This is a genomic window from Devosia sp. A449 (assembly GCF_054489375.1).
In genome coordinates this window covers 109533-124082 of the sequence record NZ_JBTMWU010000003.1, presented here as the reverse complement: position 1 = coordinate 124082, position 14550 = coordinate 109533, and the positions used below count along the sequence as shown (strand labels likewise).

Annotated in this window: 15 protein-coding genes; 1 reads left to right on the top strand and 14 read right to left on the bottom strand. The window is 62.8% G+C overall.

What is annotated here, in order from left to right; genetic code table 11:
* Positions 1-141 precede the first annotated feature (141 nt).
* The 12 genes from ACX3OW_RS09815 to ACX3OW_RS09760 all read right to left on the bottom strand — a co-directional run bounded on the left by ACX3OW_RS09815 (position 142) and on the right by ACX3OW_RS09760 (position 11704).
* On the bottom strand, positions 142-951 hold the full coding sequence (locus ACX3OW_RS09815; RefSeq protein WP_459095591.1) for a DMT family transporter: 810 nt from the start codon (positions 949-951) through the stop codon (positions 142-144).
* Entirely contained in the window at positions 951-2099 is a 1149-nt protein-coding gene (locus ACX3OW_RS09810; RefSeq protein WP_459095590.1) for an alpha-hydroxy acid oxidase, read from the bottom strand. Before ACX3OW_RS09810 ends, ACX3OW_RS09815 begins: the two co-directional genes overlap by 1 nt.
* Positions 2096-3184 (bottom strand): sugar phosphate isomerase/epimerase family protein, encoded by a 1089-nt coding sequence (locus ACX3OW_RS09805; RefSeq protein WP_459095589.1) that lies wholly within the window; start codon positions 3182-3184, stop codon positions 2096-2098. The genes ACX3OW_RS09810 and ACX3OW_RS09805 overlap by 4 nt, the downstream gene beginning before the upstream one ends.
* Positions 3184-3954 (bottom strand): SDR family NAD(P)-dependent oxidoreductase, encoded by a 771-nt coding sequence (locus ACX3OW_RS09800; RefSeq protein WP_459095588.1) that lies wholly within the window; start codon positions 3952-3954, stop codon positions 3184-3186. The genes ACX3OW_RS09805 and ACX3OW_RS09800 overlap by 1 nt, the downstream gene beginning before the upstream one ends.
* Before the next feature lie 42 nt (positions 3955-3996).
* A complete protein-coding gene (locus ACX3OW_RS09795; protein ID WP_459095587.1) occupies positions 3997-4713 on the bottom strand; it encodes a GntR family transcriptional regulator in 717 nt (238 codons plus the stop codon).
* 76 nt (positions 4714-4789) lie between these two features.
* Positions 4790-5767: a 2-hydroxyacid dehydrogenase gene (locus ACX3OW_RS09790; protein WP_459095586.1), complete on the bottom strand. Its 978-nt coding sequence runs from the start codon at positions 5765-5767 to the stop codon at positions 4790-4792.
* A 14-nt stretch (positions 5768-5781) separates the two neighbouring features.
* The gene (locus ACX3OW_RS09785; RefSeq protein ID WP_459095585.1) at positions 5782-6555 is read right to left on the bottom strand and encodes an amino acid ABC transporter ATP-binding protein; all 774 of its coding nucleotides are present in this window, start codon (positions 6553-6555) and stop codon (positions 5782-5784) included.
* A gap of 78 nt (positions 6556-6633) precedes the next feature.
* Entirely contained in the window at positions 6634-7443 is an 810-nt protein-coding gene (locus ACX3OW_RS09780) for a transporter substrate-binding domain-containing protein (RefSeq protein WP_459095584.1), read from the bottom strand.
* A gap of 56 nt (positions 7444-7499) precedes the next feature.
* A complete protein-coding gene (locus ACX3OW_RS09775; RefSeq protein WP_459095583.1) occupies positions 7500-8141 on the bottom strand; it encodes an amino acid ABC transporter permease in 642 nt (213 codons plus the stop codon).
* A gap of 11 nt (positions 8142-8152) precedes the next feature.
* The gene (locus ACX3OW_RS09770; protein ID WP_459095582.1) at positions 8153-8818 is read right to left on the bottom strand and encodes an amino acid ABC transporter permease; all 666 of its coding nucleotides are present in this window, start codon (positions 8816-8818) and stop codon (positions 8153-8155) included.
* A gap of 406 nt (positions 8819-9224) precedes the next feature.
* Positions 9225-10013: an HpcH/HpaI aldolase family protein gene (locus ACX3OW_RS09765; RefSeq protein WP_459095581.1), complete on the bottom strand. Its 789-nt coding sequence runs from the start codon at positions 10011-10013 to the stop codon at positions 9225-9227.
* Complete coding sequence (locus ACX3OW_RS09760) at positions 10010-11704, bottom strand: thiamine pyrophosphate-binding protein (RefSeq protein WP_459096088.1); 1695 nt, start codon at positions 11702-11704, stop codon at positions 10010-10012. Before ACX3OW_RS09760 ends, ACX3OW_RS09765 begins: the two co-directional genes overlap by 4 nt.
* Before the next feature lie 245 nt (positions 11705-11949).
* On the opposite strand from ACX3OW_RS09760, the gene ACX3OW_RS09755 reads away from it, so the two are divergent.
* Positions 11950-12648: a FadR/GntR family transcriptional regulator gene (locus ACX3OW_RS09755; protein ID WP_459095580.1), complete on the top strand. Its 699-nt coding sequence runs from the start codon at positions 11950-11952 to the stop codon at positions 12646-12648.
* A 47-nt stretch (positions 12649-12695) separates the two neighbouring features.
* Here ACX3OW_RS09755 and ACX3OW_RS09750 read toward each other — a convergent pair whose 3' ends face one another.
* Both ACX3OW_RS09750 and ACX3OW_RS09745 read right to left on the bottom strand, forming a co-directional pair.
* Complete coding sequence (locus tag ACX3OW_RS09750; protein WP_459095579.1) at positions 12696-13568, bottom strand: ABC transporter permease; 873 nt, start codon at positions 13566-13568, stop codon at positions 12696-12698.
* A gap of 14 nt (positions 13569-13582) precedes the next feature.
* Positions 13583-14527 carry an ABC transporter permease gene (locus ACX3OW_RS09745; protein WP_459095578.1) on the bottom strand — a complete coding sequence of 315 codons (945 nt, stop codon included), beginning with the start codon at positions 14525-14527 and terminating at the stop codon, positions 13583-13585.
* Positions 14528-14550: the final 23 nt, after the last annotated feature.

Here is a 14550-nt window from a genome sequence, read left to right as displayed (position 1 = left end):
CGAAACATGGCCCATCGGCTGGTACGGGCTGCTGTGCCGTCATGACCTTGACCTGTGACTGGTTGGCCCGGCATTGAATGAGACCAATAGTCCGGCGCCCAGCAGCAAGCCCATGCCGGCGATGCTCACAGCATCCGGTCGCTAGCCAAAGATAAGCCACCCAAGAAGTCCGGCCCATAGCAACTGGGAATACGACACCGGGGCAATCAGTGAGGCCTCGGCGAAACGGTTGGCGATGGTGAGAATGCCGTGGCCAATTAGGGCTAGAGCGCCGATGCTGAACAGCAGCAGCAGGTCGCTTGGCCCCGGCATCGCATCAAACCAGAACCAGGGCGCCATCAGGCCAAAGGCTACGGCACCAACCAACGCCGCATAGAACAGAAGGATGGAGGTTCGCTCGTTTGGCGCGAGCAGGCGGGACAGTAAAGAATAGGCCGCGGTGGTGATGACATTGGCCGCTGAAAACAGCAGGCCTAGTGGATCGAGGCCGCTGCCGGGCCGCACCACGATCAGAACGCCCACAAATCCACCAAGGGCAGCCAGCCAGCTCAACAGGCGAACTTGCTCCCCCAGCACCGGCCCCGCCAGCAGGACCACAAGCACCGGCGCTAGATAGATAATCGCTGTTGTTTCGGCGATGGGCATGCGTTGCAAGGCCAGCGCCATGAACAGCGCACTCAGCGCCAGGCAAGCACCGCGCAACACTGCCAGCGCCGGGCGCCGTGCCCCAACCAGCGCGGTGCCATGCCGGGGGCCGAACAGGAGCAGGATGAGCACCAGCTGAACGCCATAGCGCATGGCCGCGACCAGGGGCACGTCATAGCGCATCACCAATTGCTTGGTGATGGCATCCAGACCCGAAAAGAGCAGCGTGGCACAAACAATCAGTCCGATGCCGGCGAGATTGTTGCCCTGCGCTCCGCTGTCTCTCGTCTCTGGATCGAGCGTCACTAGTCCCGTGGCCGCAAGGCGCGGGCACGCTGCTCGAAGAGTTCGACAAAGTTGCGAACGCCGATATGCCCCAGGGCGACGTCCATCTCGACGCCCATCATATCCAGCAGCTGGCTGACGCCAGATTGGCCTTCAGCGGCCACCGCATAGGCGTAGCTGCGACCGAGCAGGACGCCCTTGGCGCCAAGGGCCATGGCTTTGACGATGTGGCTGCCGCGACGGATACCACCATCGAACAACACTTCCAGCTTGTCGCCGACTTCCGCAACCACGTCGGGCAAGACCGAGATCGACGAGCGCGCACCGTCGAGCTGACGTCCGCCATGGTTGGACACGATCAGCGCATCAACGCCCAGTCGCGCGCAATGACTTGCGTCTTCGGCGCTGAGAATGCCCTTGATGATGAGCTTGCCTTTCCAGCGCTCACGGAAGCGGGCAATATCATCCCAGGTCATCGAAGCGTCGATCAAGTGGCCAAGCTTGGCGGCCTGCTCCAGCGCGCTGGTGCCGTATTGCGGATATTCGGCCAGGTTGTTGATCCGGATCGGCCCGGCAGTCAGTGCCCCGGCTACCCAGCGCGGCTTGCGCATCAGCCGCATGGCGAGGCCAGGCGTGACCTTGGTCAGGGTGCGGAAGCCATTGCGCGTATCCTTTTCGCGCACGCTCTTGACCTGGCTGTCGACGGTGATGACCAGAGCTTCGGAGCCAATGGCTTCGGCACGCTGCATCAGCTTTTCCGAGAGCTCGCGGTCCTTGAGGACATAGAGCTGAAACCACAGCTGCCCGTCGGTCGCCTGGCGTAGCTTTTCCATCGACACAATGCCGAAATTGGACAGGCAATAGGGAATGCCCGCGGCATGGGCGGCGCGCGCGGCCTTGATTTCGGCATTGGGCGCAAAGAACCCGGCAAAGCCCACGGGCCCAAGGATCATGGGTAGCGGGCGCTCGACTCCGAGATAAGTGGTCGACAGCTTACGCTCGGCGACATCGACAAGTACCCGCTGCTCGAACACCCATTTATCGAAATCCTCGATATTGGCGCGGGCGGTGGACTCGCTAAACGCGGCTCCGTCAATGAAGTCGAAGAATATCTTGGGAAGACGCCGCTTTGCGCCTTCCCTGGCATCTTCCCAATTGGCGAAGCTCACTTGGCCCCCGCTTCGCTTTGCAGCATATCGGCCGACCATTGGGCATCAAGCGAAATGCTCTTGAGAATGCGCTGGATATAGCGACGGCTTTCGGCCGTAACCGACAGGCCATCCCCGCCGTAATTCTCACACAGGAATGCGCCCTTGAAGCCATGCGCCACAGCAAAGGCGATTGCCCGACGGTAATCGATCAGCCCGTTGGCCATCGGCGACGGACACGTCAAATAAAGATTCGATTCCGGCAGTTCGACACGGCTATAGTTTTTCACATGCCAATAATTGGCATGGGGGAAGGTCTTGATGGCCATGGATTCCCAAGGCTCAATCGGGTTCTGCGCCCGGATCAGATTGCCCAAATCAGGGTTGAGCCCAACATTGTCGCGGTCGATGTCGCTGAGGAAGGCCAGAGCGCTATCGGCGGCGCAGAGGAAGGTGCCCTCATAGAGTTCGAGCGAAATCTCGACGCCCACCGACGCGGCATGGTCGGCCAGTTCCTGATAGCCGGCCACTGCCTGGTTCCACACATCCCGATCATTGGGATTGTGGTGGGTTGGCATAGTCCAGAACCAGGTCACATCCAGCTGCTGCGGCTGCAGCGCTTCATGCAGGCCCAGGCAGATTAGCGGCGAGCCAACTGCCGCAGCGGCGTCGATAGCGGCATGGGTGATCGCCATGTTTTCCTGCTCGCGGCCCTGCTCGATAATGCTGCGCCGCACCACCGAGGTCGCGCAGACCGAAAGATCGAGCTGACGCAGCACGGCCTTGAGCTCATCATGTTCGCTTTGTTCCAGCTCACCGACCGGCAGCCAGGCGCTGGGGATTTCGACCGAGTTGAAGCCTTCGGCGGCAATGATGCTCAGGTCGCGGAACCAGCGCTCGGGACCAGCCTCGCGCATGGTCTTGCCCTGCGCGGTGCGCCCCGGAAACTGCAGCATGGCGGCAGCAATCGGCCAGTTTTCTGGCGTGTGCGGCAATGTCAGCGGCAGGTCCACAGCAGCCAGCTTGGCGGCCGCCTGCCAGCGGTCAATTCCCCGCGGGTCGGTGCCGAGTGGATTGAAAATGTCGATGGTCTTGGTTTCAAGCATTAGCCGATCCTCGCGCCGCCGTTGATGTTGAGCGTGGCGCCCGTGATGTAGCCGGCGTCGGGGCCGATCAGGAATTCGATGAGCGCGGAGACTTCATCGGCCCGACCGAGCCGGCCGACGGGCAGGCGGCTGGTGAAATAGTCGAGACGATCCGGGGTGATCGTGCCACCCATGATGTCAGTATCGATGATGGCTGGGGCGATAGCGTTGGCGGTGACGCCGGTCTTGGCGATTTCGAGCGCCAGGCCACGGGTCATGCCTTCAATGGCGGCCTTGGAAGCGGCATAAGAGGCCGTGCTGAAGGTACCGCCGCCGCTCTGGGCTGCTGTCGAGGACAGGCTGACTATGCGGCCGACCCCACGCTCGACCATGCCGGCAACGAAGCGCTTGGTCACCAGGAAGGTGCCGGTGGCATTGATCTTGAGCACACGTTCCCAGCGCGCCAGATCGGTATCCATGAACGGGGTCGGATCGCTGATGCCGGCGATATTGACCACCGCCACCACTGGCGGCAGGGACTGCTCGAACAAGGTGCCGGCCCGGTCCACGGCGGCAGCGTCGGAAATATCGGCTTCGGCGGCCACGGCCTTGATGCCATGCTCGCGCTGCAGGGTCTGGGCCAGCTCGGTTGCCAGCACGATGTCACGATCGATCAGACCGAGGTTCCAGCCCTTGCTGCCGAGCCGCCGGGCAAGGTCCTGCCCAATGCCACGCGGCGAGCCGGCGCCGGTGATGATTGCTGTCTTCTCGGTGGGGTAAGGGGTCGTCATGATCGTTCCTGGAAGTTGATTATAGGCGGGAAAAAAGCGCTGCTACTGGTCTGAAAGGTCCAGTTCCGAGCGCTTTTCGACATTGTTGATGTGTTGCTCCATCGCCTGTTCGGCGGCAGCGCGGTCGCCGGTGCGAAGGGCGGCGAGAATGGCTTCGTGCTCATCGAGCGCGTTCTGATCGTCGGAAATGCCGGCCTGCGCCGACTGACGAATACGATGCAGCTGGGCCGACAGCGCCTGCGACATCACCCGAATGAAGCGGTTATCGGTGTATTCGAAGATGACCTGGTGGAAATGCAGATCCGCCAGCATCACGTCCCAGGCGAGCGCTTCGCTATTGTCGTCCTTCTGCGCCTGATACAGCTCGACGGCGCGGTGCTGGGCAAGCAGCGCTTTTTCGAGATCGCGAATGAAAGCCGCACCGCCATTGGCGCAGGCCCGGCCAATCGCCGCCACCTCGATCAGACGCCGCGCATCGATCAGTTCGGCCAATTGCTTGCGATCGATCGGCGGCGCGATGGTGTAGCCCTTGCGCGGCTCATGCAGCACCAGCCCGGTGGTCGCCAGCCGTGCCAGCGCCTCGCGCACCGGGGTGGGCGAGACGTCGAGCGTTTTGGCCAGCAGGTCGATGCGCAGCACCATGCCGCGCTTGAGCACGCCCTGCACCAGCATCTGCAGCAACGCCTGGTGGACGTGCTCGCTCAAACCCTGGCTTTTGGCCAGGGGGCGCGCTGAATAGACTGTTGCGAGGTCTTCCATAGTTTATCCAATGACTGGTCGTTGGGCGGTTATTGCAAGACTATAGAATAGACAGGCGCCGGGCCGCCAAGCTGTTTCAGACCTCGACCCGAGGAACACCCAGTGTTTCGGCGACGGGCGTGCGCGGCCAGCCTTCCGAGAACCAGGCGATGACATTGTCGGCGCATAAAGTGGCCATGGCGGCGCGGGTATATTCGGTCGCCGAGCCGACATGGGGCACCAGGGTGGCATTGGGCAGGTCGAGCAGCGCCTGCGGCATATGCGGCTCGGAGGCGAACACGTCGAGGCCGGCGGCGGCAATGGTGCCGTCCCGCAGCGCGGCAATCAGCGCCTCCTGATCGACGGTTGCGCCACGACCGATATTGACGAAGACGCCATCGCGGCCGAGGGCCGACAGCACCGCCGCATTGACTGATTTTGCGGTCTGGGCCGTGCTGGGCGCCACCGAGATCATGGTGTCCACGGCCTCCGCCAGACCGAGCAGCGTCGGATAATACTGGTAGTCGACGCCCTCGACCGGGTTGCGATTGTGATAGGCGATTTCGACGCCGAAGCCTTCAAGCCGCTTGGCCACGGCACGCCCGACCCGGCCCATGCCGTAAATGCCGACGCGGCGCTCGCGCAGGGTGAGCTTGGTCAGCGGATAGGGGCCCTTGCTCTCCCAGTGGCCGTCGCGCAGCCACTGCTCGGCCAACGGCAATTGGCGAATGGCGTTGAGCAGCAGGCCAATGGCGATATCGGCCACGTCCTCATTGAGCACATTGGGGGTGTTGGTCACCATGATGCCGCGCGAAGCCGCATGGTTGGCATCGACGCTGTCATAGCCGACACCGAAATGGGCGATGATTTCCAGCTTGGGAAAGCGGTCGATCGTGGCCGCAGCCATCGGAATGATGGCGGCAATGCCGCGCACTTTCGCCGCCATCTCGTCGGTCACGGCGACGAAGCCGCCCTCGACATAGGTGACGTCGAAGACGGCCTGCAGCCGCTCCAGCGTGATCGGATTGATGGCGCCGGGAACCAGGACTGGAATGGATTTCAGAGTGGAAGACATGATGGACCCGCCGATTAGTGATGCGCCAGGATTTCGCCCAGGAAGCTCTTGGCTCTGGGATGCCTGGGATTGACGAAGAATTCCTGCGGCGGCGCCTCTTCGAGGATTTCGCCTTCGGCCATAAAGATCACCCGGTCGGCCACCTGCCGGGCAAAGCCCATTTCGTGGGTGACGCAGATCATGGTCATGCCGTCACCGGCCAGCGAGATCATGGTGTCGAGCACTTCCTTGACCATCTCGGGATCGAGCGCGCTGGTTGGCTCGTCGAACAGCATGATCTTGGGTTCCATGCACAGCGCCCGCGCAATGGCCACGCGCTGCTGCTGGCCACCGGACAGATGTGCCGGGTATTTCAGCGCCTGCTCACCGATGTGAACGCGCTCGAGATATTTCATCGCGGTCTGTTCGGCCGCCTCGCGGCTGAGGCCGCGCACCTTGATCGGCGCCAGCGTGCAGTTTTCCAGCACGGTGAGATGGGGGAACAGATTGAAATTCTGGAACACCATGCCGACTTCGCGGCGCACCGAAGCAATCGCGCCGCCATGCTCGTTGAGTTCGGCGCCGTCGACCGAGACGGTGCCCTTCTCGAACGGCTCCAGCCGGTTGATGCAGCGGATCAGGGTGGACTTGCCCGAGCCGGATGGGCCGCACACCACGATGCGCTCGCCCTTGTTCACCGTCAGATTGACGTTCTTGAGCGCGTGGAAGGTTCCATACCACTTGCTGACATCCTTCATCTCGATGAAGGGAGCACCGGCCGAACGCTCGGAGTTTGAAGGTGTGGGCATGAGAAAATCCTGGGTTCCGTAGTGATGGTGCCGGACGGTTCCGGCACCATCGTCAGGTGGGTGGTTGCGCAGGGACGGTTATTCGGCCGCCCAGGAGACGCCTTCCACCGGAGTGGTCATCTCGGGCAGTTCCATGTTGAACCACTGCTGGTACAGCGCGGCGAGCTTGCCGTTCGCGGTCACTTCGTCGAGAAACGCGTTGAGCTTGCCGTTCCATGCGGCGTCGTCGAGACGGGCGCCGGCGCCGATATAGAGCGAGCCGGTCGAGAACTTGTTCTCGAACTTGCCGGGTGCCTGCTGGTTGAGGCGCTCTTCGTAGAACATGCTGCCGCCAATGGCGTCGACCTGACCGGAGAGGAGCGCCTGAACGTTGGACGAGTCGTCGTCAAAACGCAGGATTTCCGACTCGGTGGCCAGGGCCGTCAGCTGCAGATCCATGATCGCGCCACGCGGCACGCCGATGGTCTTGCCGGCCAGATCCTCAACACCGGCGACTTCCATGTCGGTCGGCGCCAGCACGAAGAAGGGCTGCTCTGCATAGGGCTTGGAATATTGCACGGCCTGGGCGCGCTCGGCGGTCATCGACAGCGTGGCAAAGATCACGTCGACGCGACCGGTCTGCAGCGCCGCGATGCGGTTCTGGTTGGTCACCACGTTGAACTCGACCGGCTGGCCAAGAAACTCACCCAGCAGACGTGCCACAGCGGCGTCGTAGCCATCATTCTGGCCCTGGGAGTCGAGGAAGCCGTAAGGCGGGTTGTCGCCCTGGATGCCGACGATGAGCTTGCCGCGCCCTTCGATCGACTCCAGCGTCTGCGCGCTGGCGACCGTGGAGAGTGCCAGGCTGGCCAGCCCGGCGATGGCGATCGACTTGAACAAATTCTTCAATATTTCCTCCTGTTGAAGCTAAGCACTGGCTGCATGGCCGGACTACGCCGGACCCATTATCGCGTTGCCAGCGCCATTTTCCGCTCGAGCCGGCTGCCATAGAGCGACAAGGGCCAGCACAGAGCAAAGTAGACCAACCCCACGACACCGAAGACGAGCAGAGGCTGGAAGATTTGGTTGGAGACGATCTGCCCGGCACGGGTCAGCTCGACGAAACCGACAATGGCTGCGAGCGACGTACCCTTGAGCAGCTGCACCATGAAACCGATGGTGGCCGGCAGTGAAATTTTAAGCGCCTGCGGCAGGATCACGTGGCGCATCCGCGTCACATAGGAGACGCCCAGCGCATTGGCGGCCTCGGACTGCCCCTTGGGCAGCGCCTCGATACCGCTGCGCCAGATATCGCCCAGAAAGGCACTGGCATGGGCGGTATAGGCGATGCTGACAGCAATCCACGGCTCGATATTGAGCTGCAGCAGAGCCAGGCCGTAATAGACCACGAACAGCTGCATCAGCAGGGGCGTGCCCTGGAACAGCGCCGTGTAAGCCATGGTGAACTGCACCAGCAGCTTGTTTTCCGAGGTGCGGGCCAGCGCCACCAGCAGGCCGATGGCCGAGCCACCGACAAAGCTGATCAGGGTGAGCAGCACCGTCCATTTCAGGCCCTGCATCAGGAACAGGAATTCAAGATGTCCCATGTCGATGCTCCTTATTTCGCCGGGTAATACAGGAATTGCTTTCCTGCATATTTGAGCAACGCCATGATGGCCCACGAGATGATCAGGTAGATGAAGGTGATCGTGAAATAGACTTCGAAGCTTCTGAATGATTCAGCTTCGATCCGCCCGGCCACCGCCGTCAGCTCGAACGCCGCGATGGACGAACACACGCTCGATGTCAGCGTCAACATGATGAATTGCGACGTCAACGCCGGATAGATTGCGCGCAGCGCCGGCTTGAGCACGATGTAGCGAAACACCTGCCCCTTGGAGAGCCCCAGCGCATGACCGGCCTCGCGCTGACCGGCAGGGATCGACTCCACACCACCCCGGATGATCTCGATGGCGTAAGCGCCGCCATTGATCGCCAGCGCGATGATGGCCGTCACGGTCGGGCTGAGACGCACACCCAGATAGGGCAGCGCGAAGAACAGGAAGAAAACCTGCACCAGGAATGGCGTATTGCGGATAACTTCGACGAAAACCTTAGTCGGCGCCGACAGCAGCACATTGCTGGACTGACGGGTGATCACGCCCAATACGCCAATAATCAGCGCGAAGCCCATACCGAACAGGGCCAGCAGCAGCGTGCCACCGGCACCCAGGAGCAGCTCCGGCAACCGGGCGATGATGACAGTAAAATCAAGGGCGTACATTTAGCGACCGTTTTTGTAGACGCTCTCGCGTGCAACGCAGCACGCGAAAAAGCCTGCAGACCGCTTCCCGCGATCCCCTTCGTTCAAATATCAAATATATTCGATTTTCGACTGTGTCAACCGACCCGCGTCAGGCAGGTGGCAACAGCACCTAGCTCGAAACCGAGATCAACGGTCAACGAGTTGCGGTCACCGTGTCCCAGGCGCGCCCCGACCGGCTCTATGATGTTATTGAGGCGAACCCTTTGGGCGGGCCTAGGCGAGGAAACCAACGAACCGGCCCGGCCCTGCCCTGCCCTGCCCTGCCCTGCCCTGCCCTGTCCTGCACTGCACTGCCCTGCATTGCCCTGCCCTGAGCGTGACAGAAGCGGCGCCGGCTCAAATAAAATGCCGCGCTCGGCGCCGCCTATGGCGCAGGCCTGCGCGTAGCCGAACGAACAGTTTTCACCGTGAGGTTAGCCGCGTCTGCCAGCAGTTTGACGTCGGTGCCGGAGGTCACGAGGTCATACCCCCAGCCGACGGCGCGGCTGGCGTAGTCAGCGCTGCCGGTGTGCAGGCCGGCGCGAATGCCATGCCGATGTGCCACTGCGACAATGGTCTGGATCGCCTCGATCAGCTCGGGCTCCTCACGATCAAACCCCACGCGATAGCGTCGCGCGGTCAGCGCCAGTGTCAGGTCCGACGGGCCGACATAGACCCCGTCCAGTCCCGGCGTGGCGCAGATGGCTTCGAGATTGGTCATGGCCTCGGCGGTTTCGATCATGGCGAGGCAGATCAGCTCGTCCTCGGCATTGCCGTCATATCCGGGCCCGGCAGAAAACACCGCGCGCGTCGGCCCGAAGCTGCGGATGCCATTGGGGGCGTAGCGGGTATAGGCCACCAGCGCTTCGGCATCGGCGCGGGTGTTGATCATCGGGCAGATCACCCCCATTGCTCCAGCGTCGAGCACGCGGGTCACCGCTGCGGCGCCCAGTTGCTCGATGCGTGCCATCGGCATGACGCCACTGGCGCCCATCGCCTGAAACATCTGCACCGCCGTGGCGTAGTCCACCACGCCATGCTGCAGGTCGACGGTCAGGCTGTCATAACCCTGCGCCGCCATGATTTCGGCGGAGAAGCTGTTGCCGATCGACAGCCAGCCATTGAGCACCGGCTGGCTCTGGGCCCAGAGTGCCTTGGCGCGATTGGCTTTCATGCCGACACCGCCTTAGCCTTGGCCCGCATCGCCGAAATCGTGGTGCGGTGCGAAATCACGTCCTGCTCGGTGATCAGTTCGATCAGGGCGCTGCCCTCGGCGGTCAGGGCGCGGGCGAGCGCCGGCGCAAAATCTTCGGTCCGCTCCACCCGCTCGGCGGCGAGGCCATAGGCCTTGGCCAGGGCGACGAAATCGGGATTGACCAGATCGGTCGCATAGACGCGCTCGGGGAATTCGCGCTCCTGATGCATGCGGATGGTGCCCAGCATGCCGTTATTGACCACGATGAACAGCACCTTGGCGCCATATTGCGTGGCCGTGGCCAGCTCCTGACCGTTCATCAGGAAGCACCCGTCGCCGGCAAAGCATAGCACGGTTTTGCTGGGTTCGGTCAGCGCCGCCGCCACGGCTGCGGGCACACTGTAGCCCATGGCTCCAGAGGTAGGGGCCAGTTGGGTGCGGTAGTTGGTAAACTGCCAGAAGCGATGCACCCAGGCGGTGTAATTGCCGGCACCCGAGCACACGATCGTGTCCGCCGGCAGTTCCGCATGCAATTGCGTGACGATCTGGGCAAGGTCGACCGGCGTATCGCGTGGCGCAGCCGTCAGGCTTGCCAGATAGTCGCTCCGCGCTTGAGCCACACCCTCGGCCCGCTTGGCGCTTGAGACCTTGGGCTGCAGCAACGCCAGTCCGGCAGCCGTGGCCACCGCGCCGGCATTGATCGGCAGGTGCGCCTGATAGACTCGACCCAGTTCCTCGGGATCGGGATAGATATGTACCAGCGTTGCGCCGCGCTTGGCCGGCTCGAGGATGGTGTAGCCAGCCGTGGTCATTTCGCCCAGGCGGGCCCCGAGCACGATGAGCAGATCGGCGTCACGCACCAGACCAACCAGCTTGGGCTCAGCGCCGATGGTCAAATGCCCGACATAGTTGGGATGGTGGTTGGACACATAATCCTGGCAGCGCAGCGACGCCGCCACGGGGACGCCAAAGCGTGCGGCAAAGTCGGCGATCTGTTCGCCGACGGCCTGGGTCCAGCCGCCGCCGCCAATGATCAGCAACGGGCGTTCGGCACCATCGATCAGTTCGCCGATGCGCTCGAACTGCGCCGGGGTCGGTGCGCCGGCCAGCGGCTCGGCCGGCAGGCCCGGGTCGATATCGCCGGACACCAAAGCGCCCAGCACGTCTTCGGGCAGCGCCAGAACCACCGGGCCGGGACGACCGGCCATCGCGGTCTGGAAGGCTCGGTGCACATATTCGGGAATCCGCGCCGGATCGTTGATCTCGGCGGCCCACTTGGCCAGCGGCGCAAACATGGCGGCGAAATCCACCTCTTGAAAGCCCTCGCGGTCCTTCATCGAGCTGTCGACCTGGCCGACAAACATCACCAGCGGCGTCGAATCCTGGAAGGCGGTGTGGATGCCGATCGAGGCATTGGTGGCGCCCGGCCCGCGGGTGACGAAGCACACGCCCGGCCGGCCGGTGAGCTTGCCATAGGCCTCCGCCATGGTGGAGGCGCCGCCTTCGTGACGACACACCACCAGGTCAACTTTGTCGCGCGCGTCATAGAGGGCATCCAGCACGGGCAGATAGCTTTCGCCGGGCACGCAGAAGGCACGGTCCACCCGTTGCGCCAGCAGGCTCGCCACCAGCAAATCTCCACCGCGGCGCGTCGTCTTGGTGTCGGTCACCGTCATGTTATTTTCCTTCTCAAGCGTATTTGCCGGAACGGCATTCCGAGATCCGGGCCGCGCCTGCCTGTCCTGTGCCAAATCTCAACCATTTCGAACCAATTCGGACCTATTTGGTCCAATGCGTCAATTCCCGGCTCAGGGCGGTGAGAGTTTCTTTGTGACTTCCGTTAGTTTGGTATAGGCTTGGCCTATTCGGCCGCCTGAACCAAAGCGGTCTACTTGCAACCTAATGGTCGACGTGAATGAATCTCGAAGCCGTATCGCCGCCTAACGTGGCCCCCAGTGCCCGCGCCAAGTCCGAACAGGATTCGCAGCTGATCTATCGCGATCTGAAATCGGCGATCATGAATGGTGACTATGCGGCGGGCAGTCGCTTGCCGACCGAACGGGCGCTGGCGGAGCATTTCGACGCCGCGCGCAACAGCGTGCGCAAAACCCTCAACCAGTTGGCCGATGAGGGGCTGATCATTCGCCATGTCGGCCGCGGCACTTTCGTGCGCAACCGGGTCGGCACCAATGAATTCACCCTGGCCGAGCTGCTGGAGGCGCGCCTGCTGTTCGAGCCCAACCTGCCCGATCTGGTGGTCGAACGGGTCACGCCCGAGCTGATCGCAGAAATGGAAGCGAGCCTTGAGCGCCTGCGCAATGCCGAGAGCTGGGAACAGTTCAAGGAAGCCAAATACGAAGTGCACATGACCATCGCGCGCGGCTCGCGCAATCGGTTCATCGTGTCGATCTTCGAGCAGATCATCGAGTCCCGCCGTCGCGCCGGCTGGGGTCGCCCGGGCCAGCAGCTGTCGCCGGTTCTGGTGGTGCGCGAAGCGGCCTACCGGGACAATCTGGTGATTGTCGATGCGCTGCGCAGCGGCGACGCCGCCAAGGCGCGCGACGCCATTCGCGATTACCTGCTCCGCACCCTGTCCAACGTCAGCAGCAATTGAGCGACTGGGGGCTGCTCCAGCAGTCCCCCTCGCGCGGATAGGCCGGCTCATCGCTGATCCATCCGCTTCTGCAGTGCCCGCCCGACCAGCATCAGCGCCAGGGCGGCCAGCAGCACGGCCAGACCGGGAAACACCGATATCCACGGAGCGTAGAGGATGTAATCCTTGCCCTGCTCCAGAATGGCGCCCCAGTCCGGGGTCGGCGGCTGTACGCCCAGGCCCAGAAAGCCGAGCGCGGCCTGGATCTGCAGGATCATCGGGAACAGGATCATATATTGGGTCAGGATCAGCGGCATCACGTTGCGCGTGACGTGCCGGCGCAGCACAACGCTGTCGCGCACCCCGATACTGCGGGCGGCTTCAACATAGGTCTTGCCCACTTCGCTCATCGCCCCGGCCCGCGCGATACGGAAAAATACCGGCATGTACACGATGGACAGCGCCAGGATCAGATTGCCGATTTCCGGGCCCAGAACGCCGGTGATGATGACGCCGAGGATGATCGGCGGAAAGCTCAGCAGCACGTCAACGAACCGGCCCAGCCCCTGATCGACCCAGCCGCCGAAAAAGCCCGAGGTCAGCCCCAGTCCACCCCCGACCACGGCCGAAATCAGCAGCGAGCCGGCGCAGATCGAGAGCGTGACGCGGGTGCCATAAACAACGCGCGCCAAGATATCGCGGCCCACATCGTCGGTGCCGAACCAGTTGTCCCACGACGGCGGCAACATGGCGCGATCAATGAACACATCGAACGGCGATTGCGAGGCAAACAGGCCCGGAAACAGCGCGACCAGCAGCAGCAGGGCGAGCAGGACCACGCCGATGACCAGGCCAGGCTCGCGCCGCGCCGTGCGCAGCAGGCGACCCCAGCGGCCAAGCGGCGCGGGGATAGTAGAAGTGTTAGCTGGGACGTGTGCCATGGGGTGCTCCGAACTCAGGCCACGCGCACGCGCGGATCGATCAACCGGTAGGTCAGATCGATGAGAAGATTGACGATCATGGCGGCGACGACCACCACCAGCAACGCGCCCTGCAGCACCGGATAATCGCGCGTCTCGATGGCGCTCAGCAGCAGGCGACCGAGACCGGGCAGCGCGAACAGCGATTCAATGATCACCGTACCGCCCAGGATCTGGATCAGGATCAGACCCATAAAGGTGACGATGGGGATCAGCACGTTGCGCAGGATATGCTTGAAGAACACGGTGCGGACCGGCACGCCCTTGGCGATGGCGGTGCGCACATATTCCTGATTCAGCGCCGACACCACGTTCTGGCGCACGAACTGGCTATAGGCCGCCGCCTGCAGCAGTCCGAGGCTGGCAATCGGCAGCATCAGGATGGAAAGATTGTCGCTCAGCGACTTGGTAATCGGCACGAAGCGCAAGGGCGGCGACCAGGCAAACACCGCCGACACCCCGACCAGCAGCATTAGCCCGACCCAGAATACCGGCGCGGCCAGGCCCAGAATGTTGAAGGTCTGAATCGCGGTATCGAGCGGACGATTTTCGTAGATGCCGGCCAGAATGCCCAGCGGCACCCCGATCAGTGTCGCGATGGCCAGCGTCAGGACAGCGATTTCCAGGGTCACCAGAAATGCCGGTGCGATCATCTCGGTGACCGGCAGGCCGCGGGTCCAGCTGGTGCCAAGATCCCCTTGCAGCACGTGGGAAATCCAGACCCAGTATTGCACATAGACCGGCTTATCGAGCCCGAAGAACTCGCGCAGGGCACTCGCGGCGTTTTCACCACCGGCCTGCCCCATCATCTGCGCCACGACGTCGCCGGGCACCATGCGCATCAGCAGGAAAACCAGCATGGACGCCAGCACGGCGGTGACGAGAGAGGCGGACAGCCGCTTGAGAAGGTAAGTGCCCATGATCGATCCAATGCGCAATGGGT

What these genes read in the sequence shown, in the direction of transcription:
- ACX3OW_RS09805 (WP_459095589.1), bottom strand. Translation starts at nt 3,184, where the DNA reads ATGCTTGAAACCAAGACCATCGACATTTTCAATCCACTCGGCACCGAC.
- ACX3OW_RS09800 (WP_459095588.1), bottom strand. Translation starts at nt 3,954, where the DNA reads ATGACGACCCCTTACCCCACCGAGAAGACAGCAATCATCACCGGCGCC.
- ACX3OW_RS09795 (WP_459095587.1), bottom strand. Translation starts at nt 4,713, where the DNA reads ATGGAAGACCTCGCAACAGTCTATTCAGCGCGCCCCCTGGCCAAAAGC.
- ACX3OW_RS09790 (WP_459095586.1), bottom strand. Translation starts at nt 5,767, where the DNA reads ATGTCTTCCACTCTGAAATCCATTCCAGTCCTGGTTCCCGGCGCCATC.
- ACX3OW_RS09785 (WP_459095585.1), bottom strand. Translation starts at nt 6,555, where the DNA reads ATGCCCACACCTTCAAACTCCGAGCGTTCGGCCGGTGCTCCCTTCATC.
- ACX3OW_RS09775 (WP_459095583.1), bottom strand. Translation starts at nt 8,141, where the DNA reads ATGGGACATCTTGAATTCCTGTTCCTGATGCAGGGCCTGAAATGGACG.
- ACX3OW_RS09770 (WP_459095582.1), bottom strand. Translation starts at nt 8,818, where the DNA reads ATGTACGCCCTTGATTTTACTGTCATCATCGCCCGGTTGCCGGAGCTG.
- ACX3OW_RS09765 (WP_459095581.1), bottom strand. Translation starts at nt 10,013, where the DNA reads ATGAAAGCCAATCGCGCCAAGGCACTCTGGGCCCAGAGCCAGCCGGTG.
- ACX3OW_RS09755 (WP_459095580.1), top strand. Translation starts at nt 11,950, where the DNA reads ATGAATCTCGAAGCCGTATCGCCGCCTAACGTGGCCCCCAGTGCCCGC.
- ACX3OW_RS09750 (WP_459095579.1), bottom strand. Translation starts at nt 13,568, where the DNA reads ATGGCACACGTCCCAGCTAACACTTCTACTATCCCCGCGCCGCTTGGC.
- ACX3OW_RS09745 (WP_459095578.1), bottom strand. Translation starts at nt 14,527, where the DNA reads ATGGGCACTTACCTTCTCAAGCGGCTGTCCGCCTCTCTCGTCACCGCC.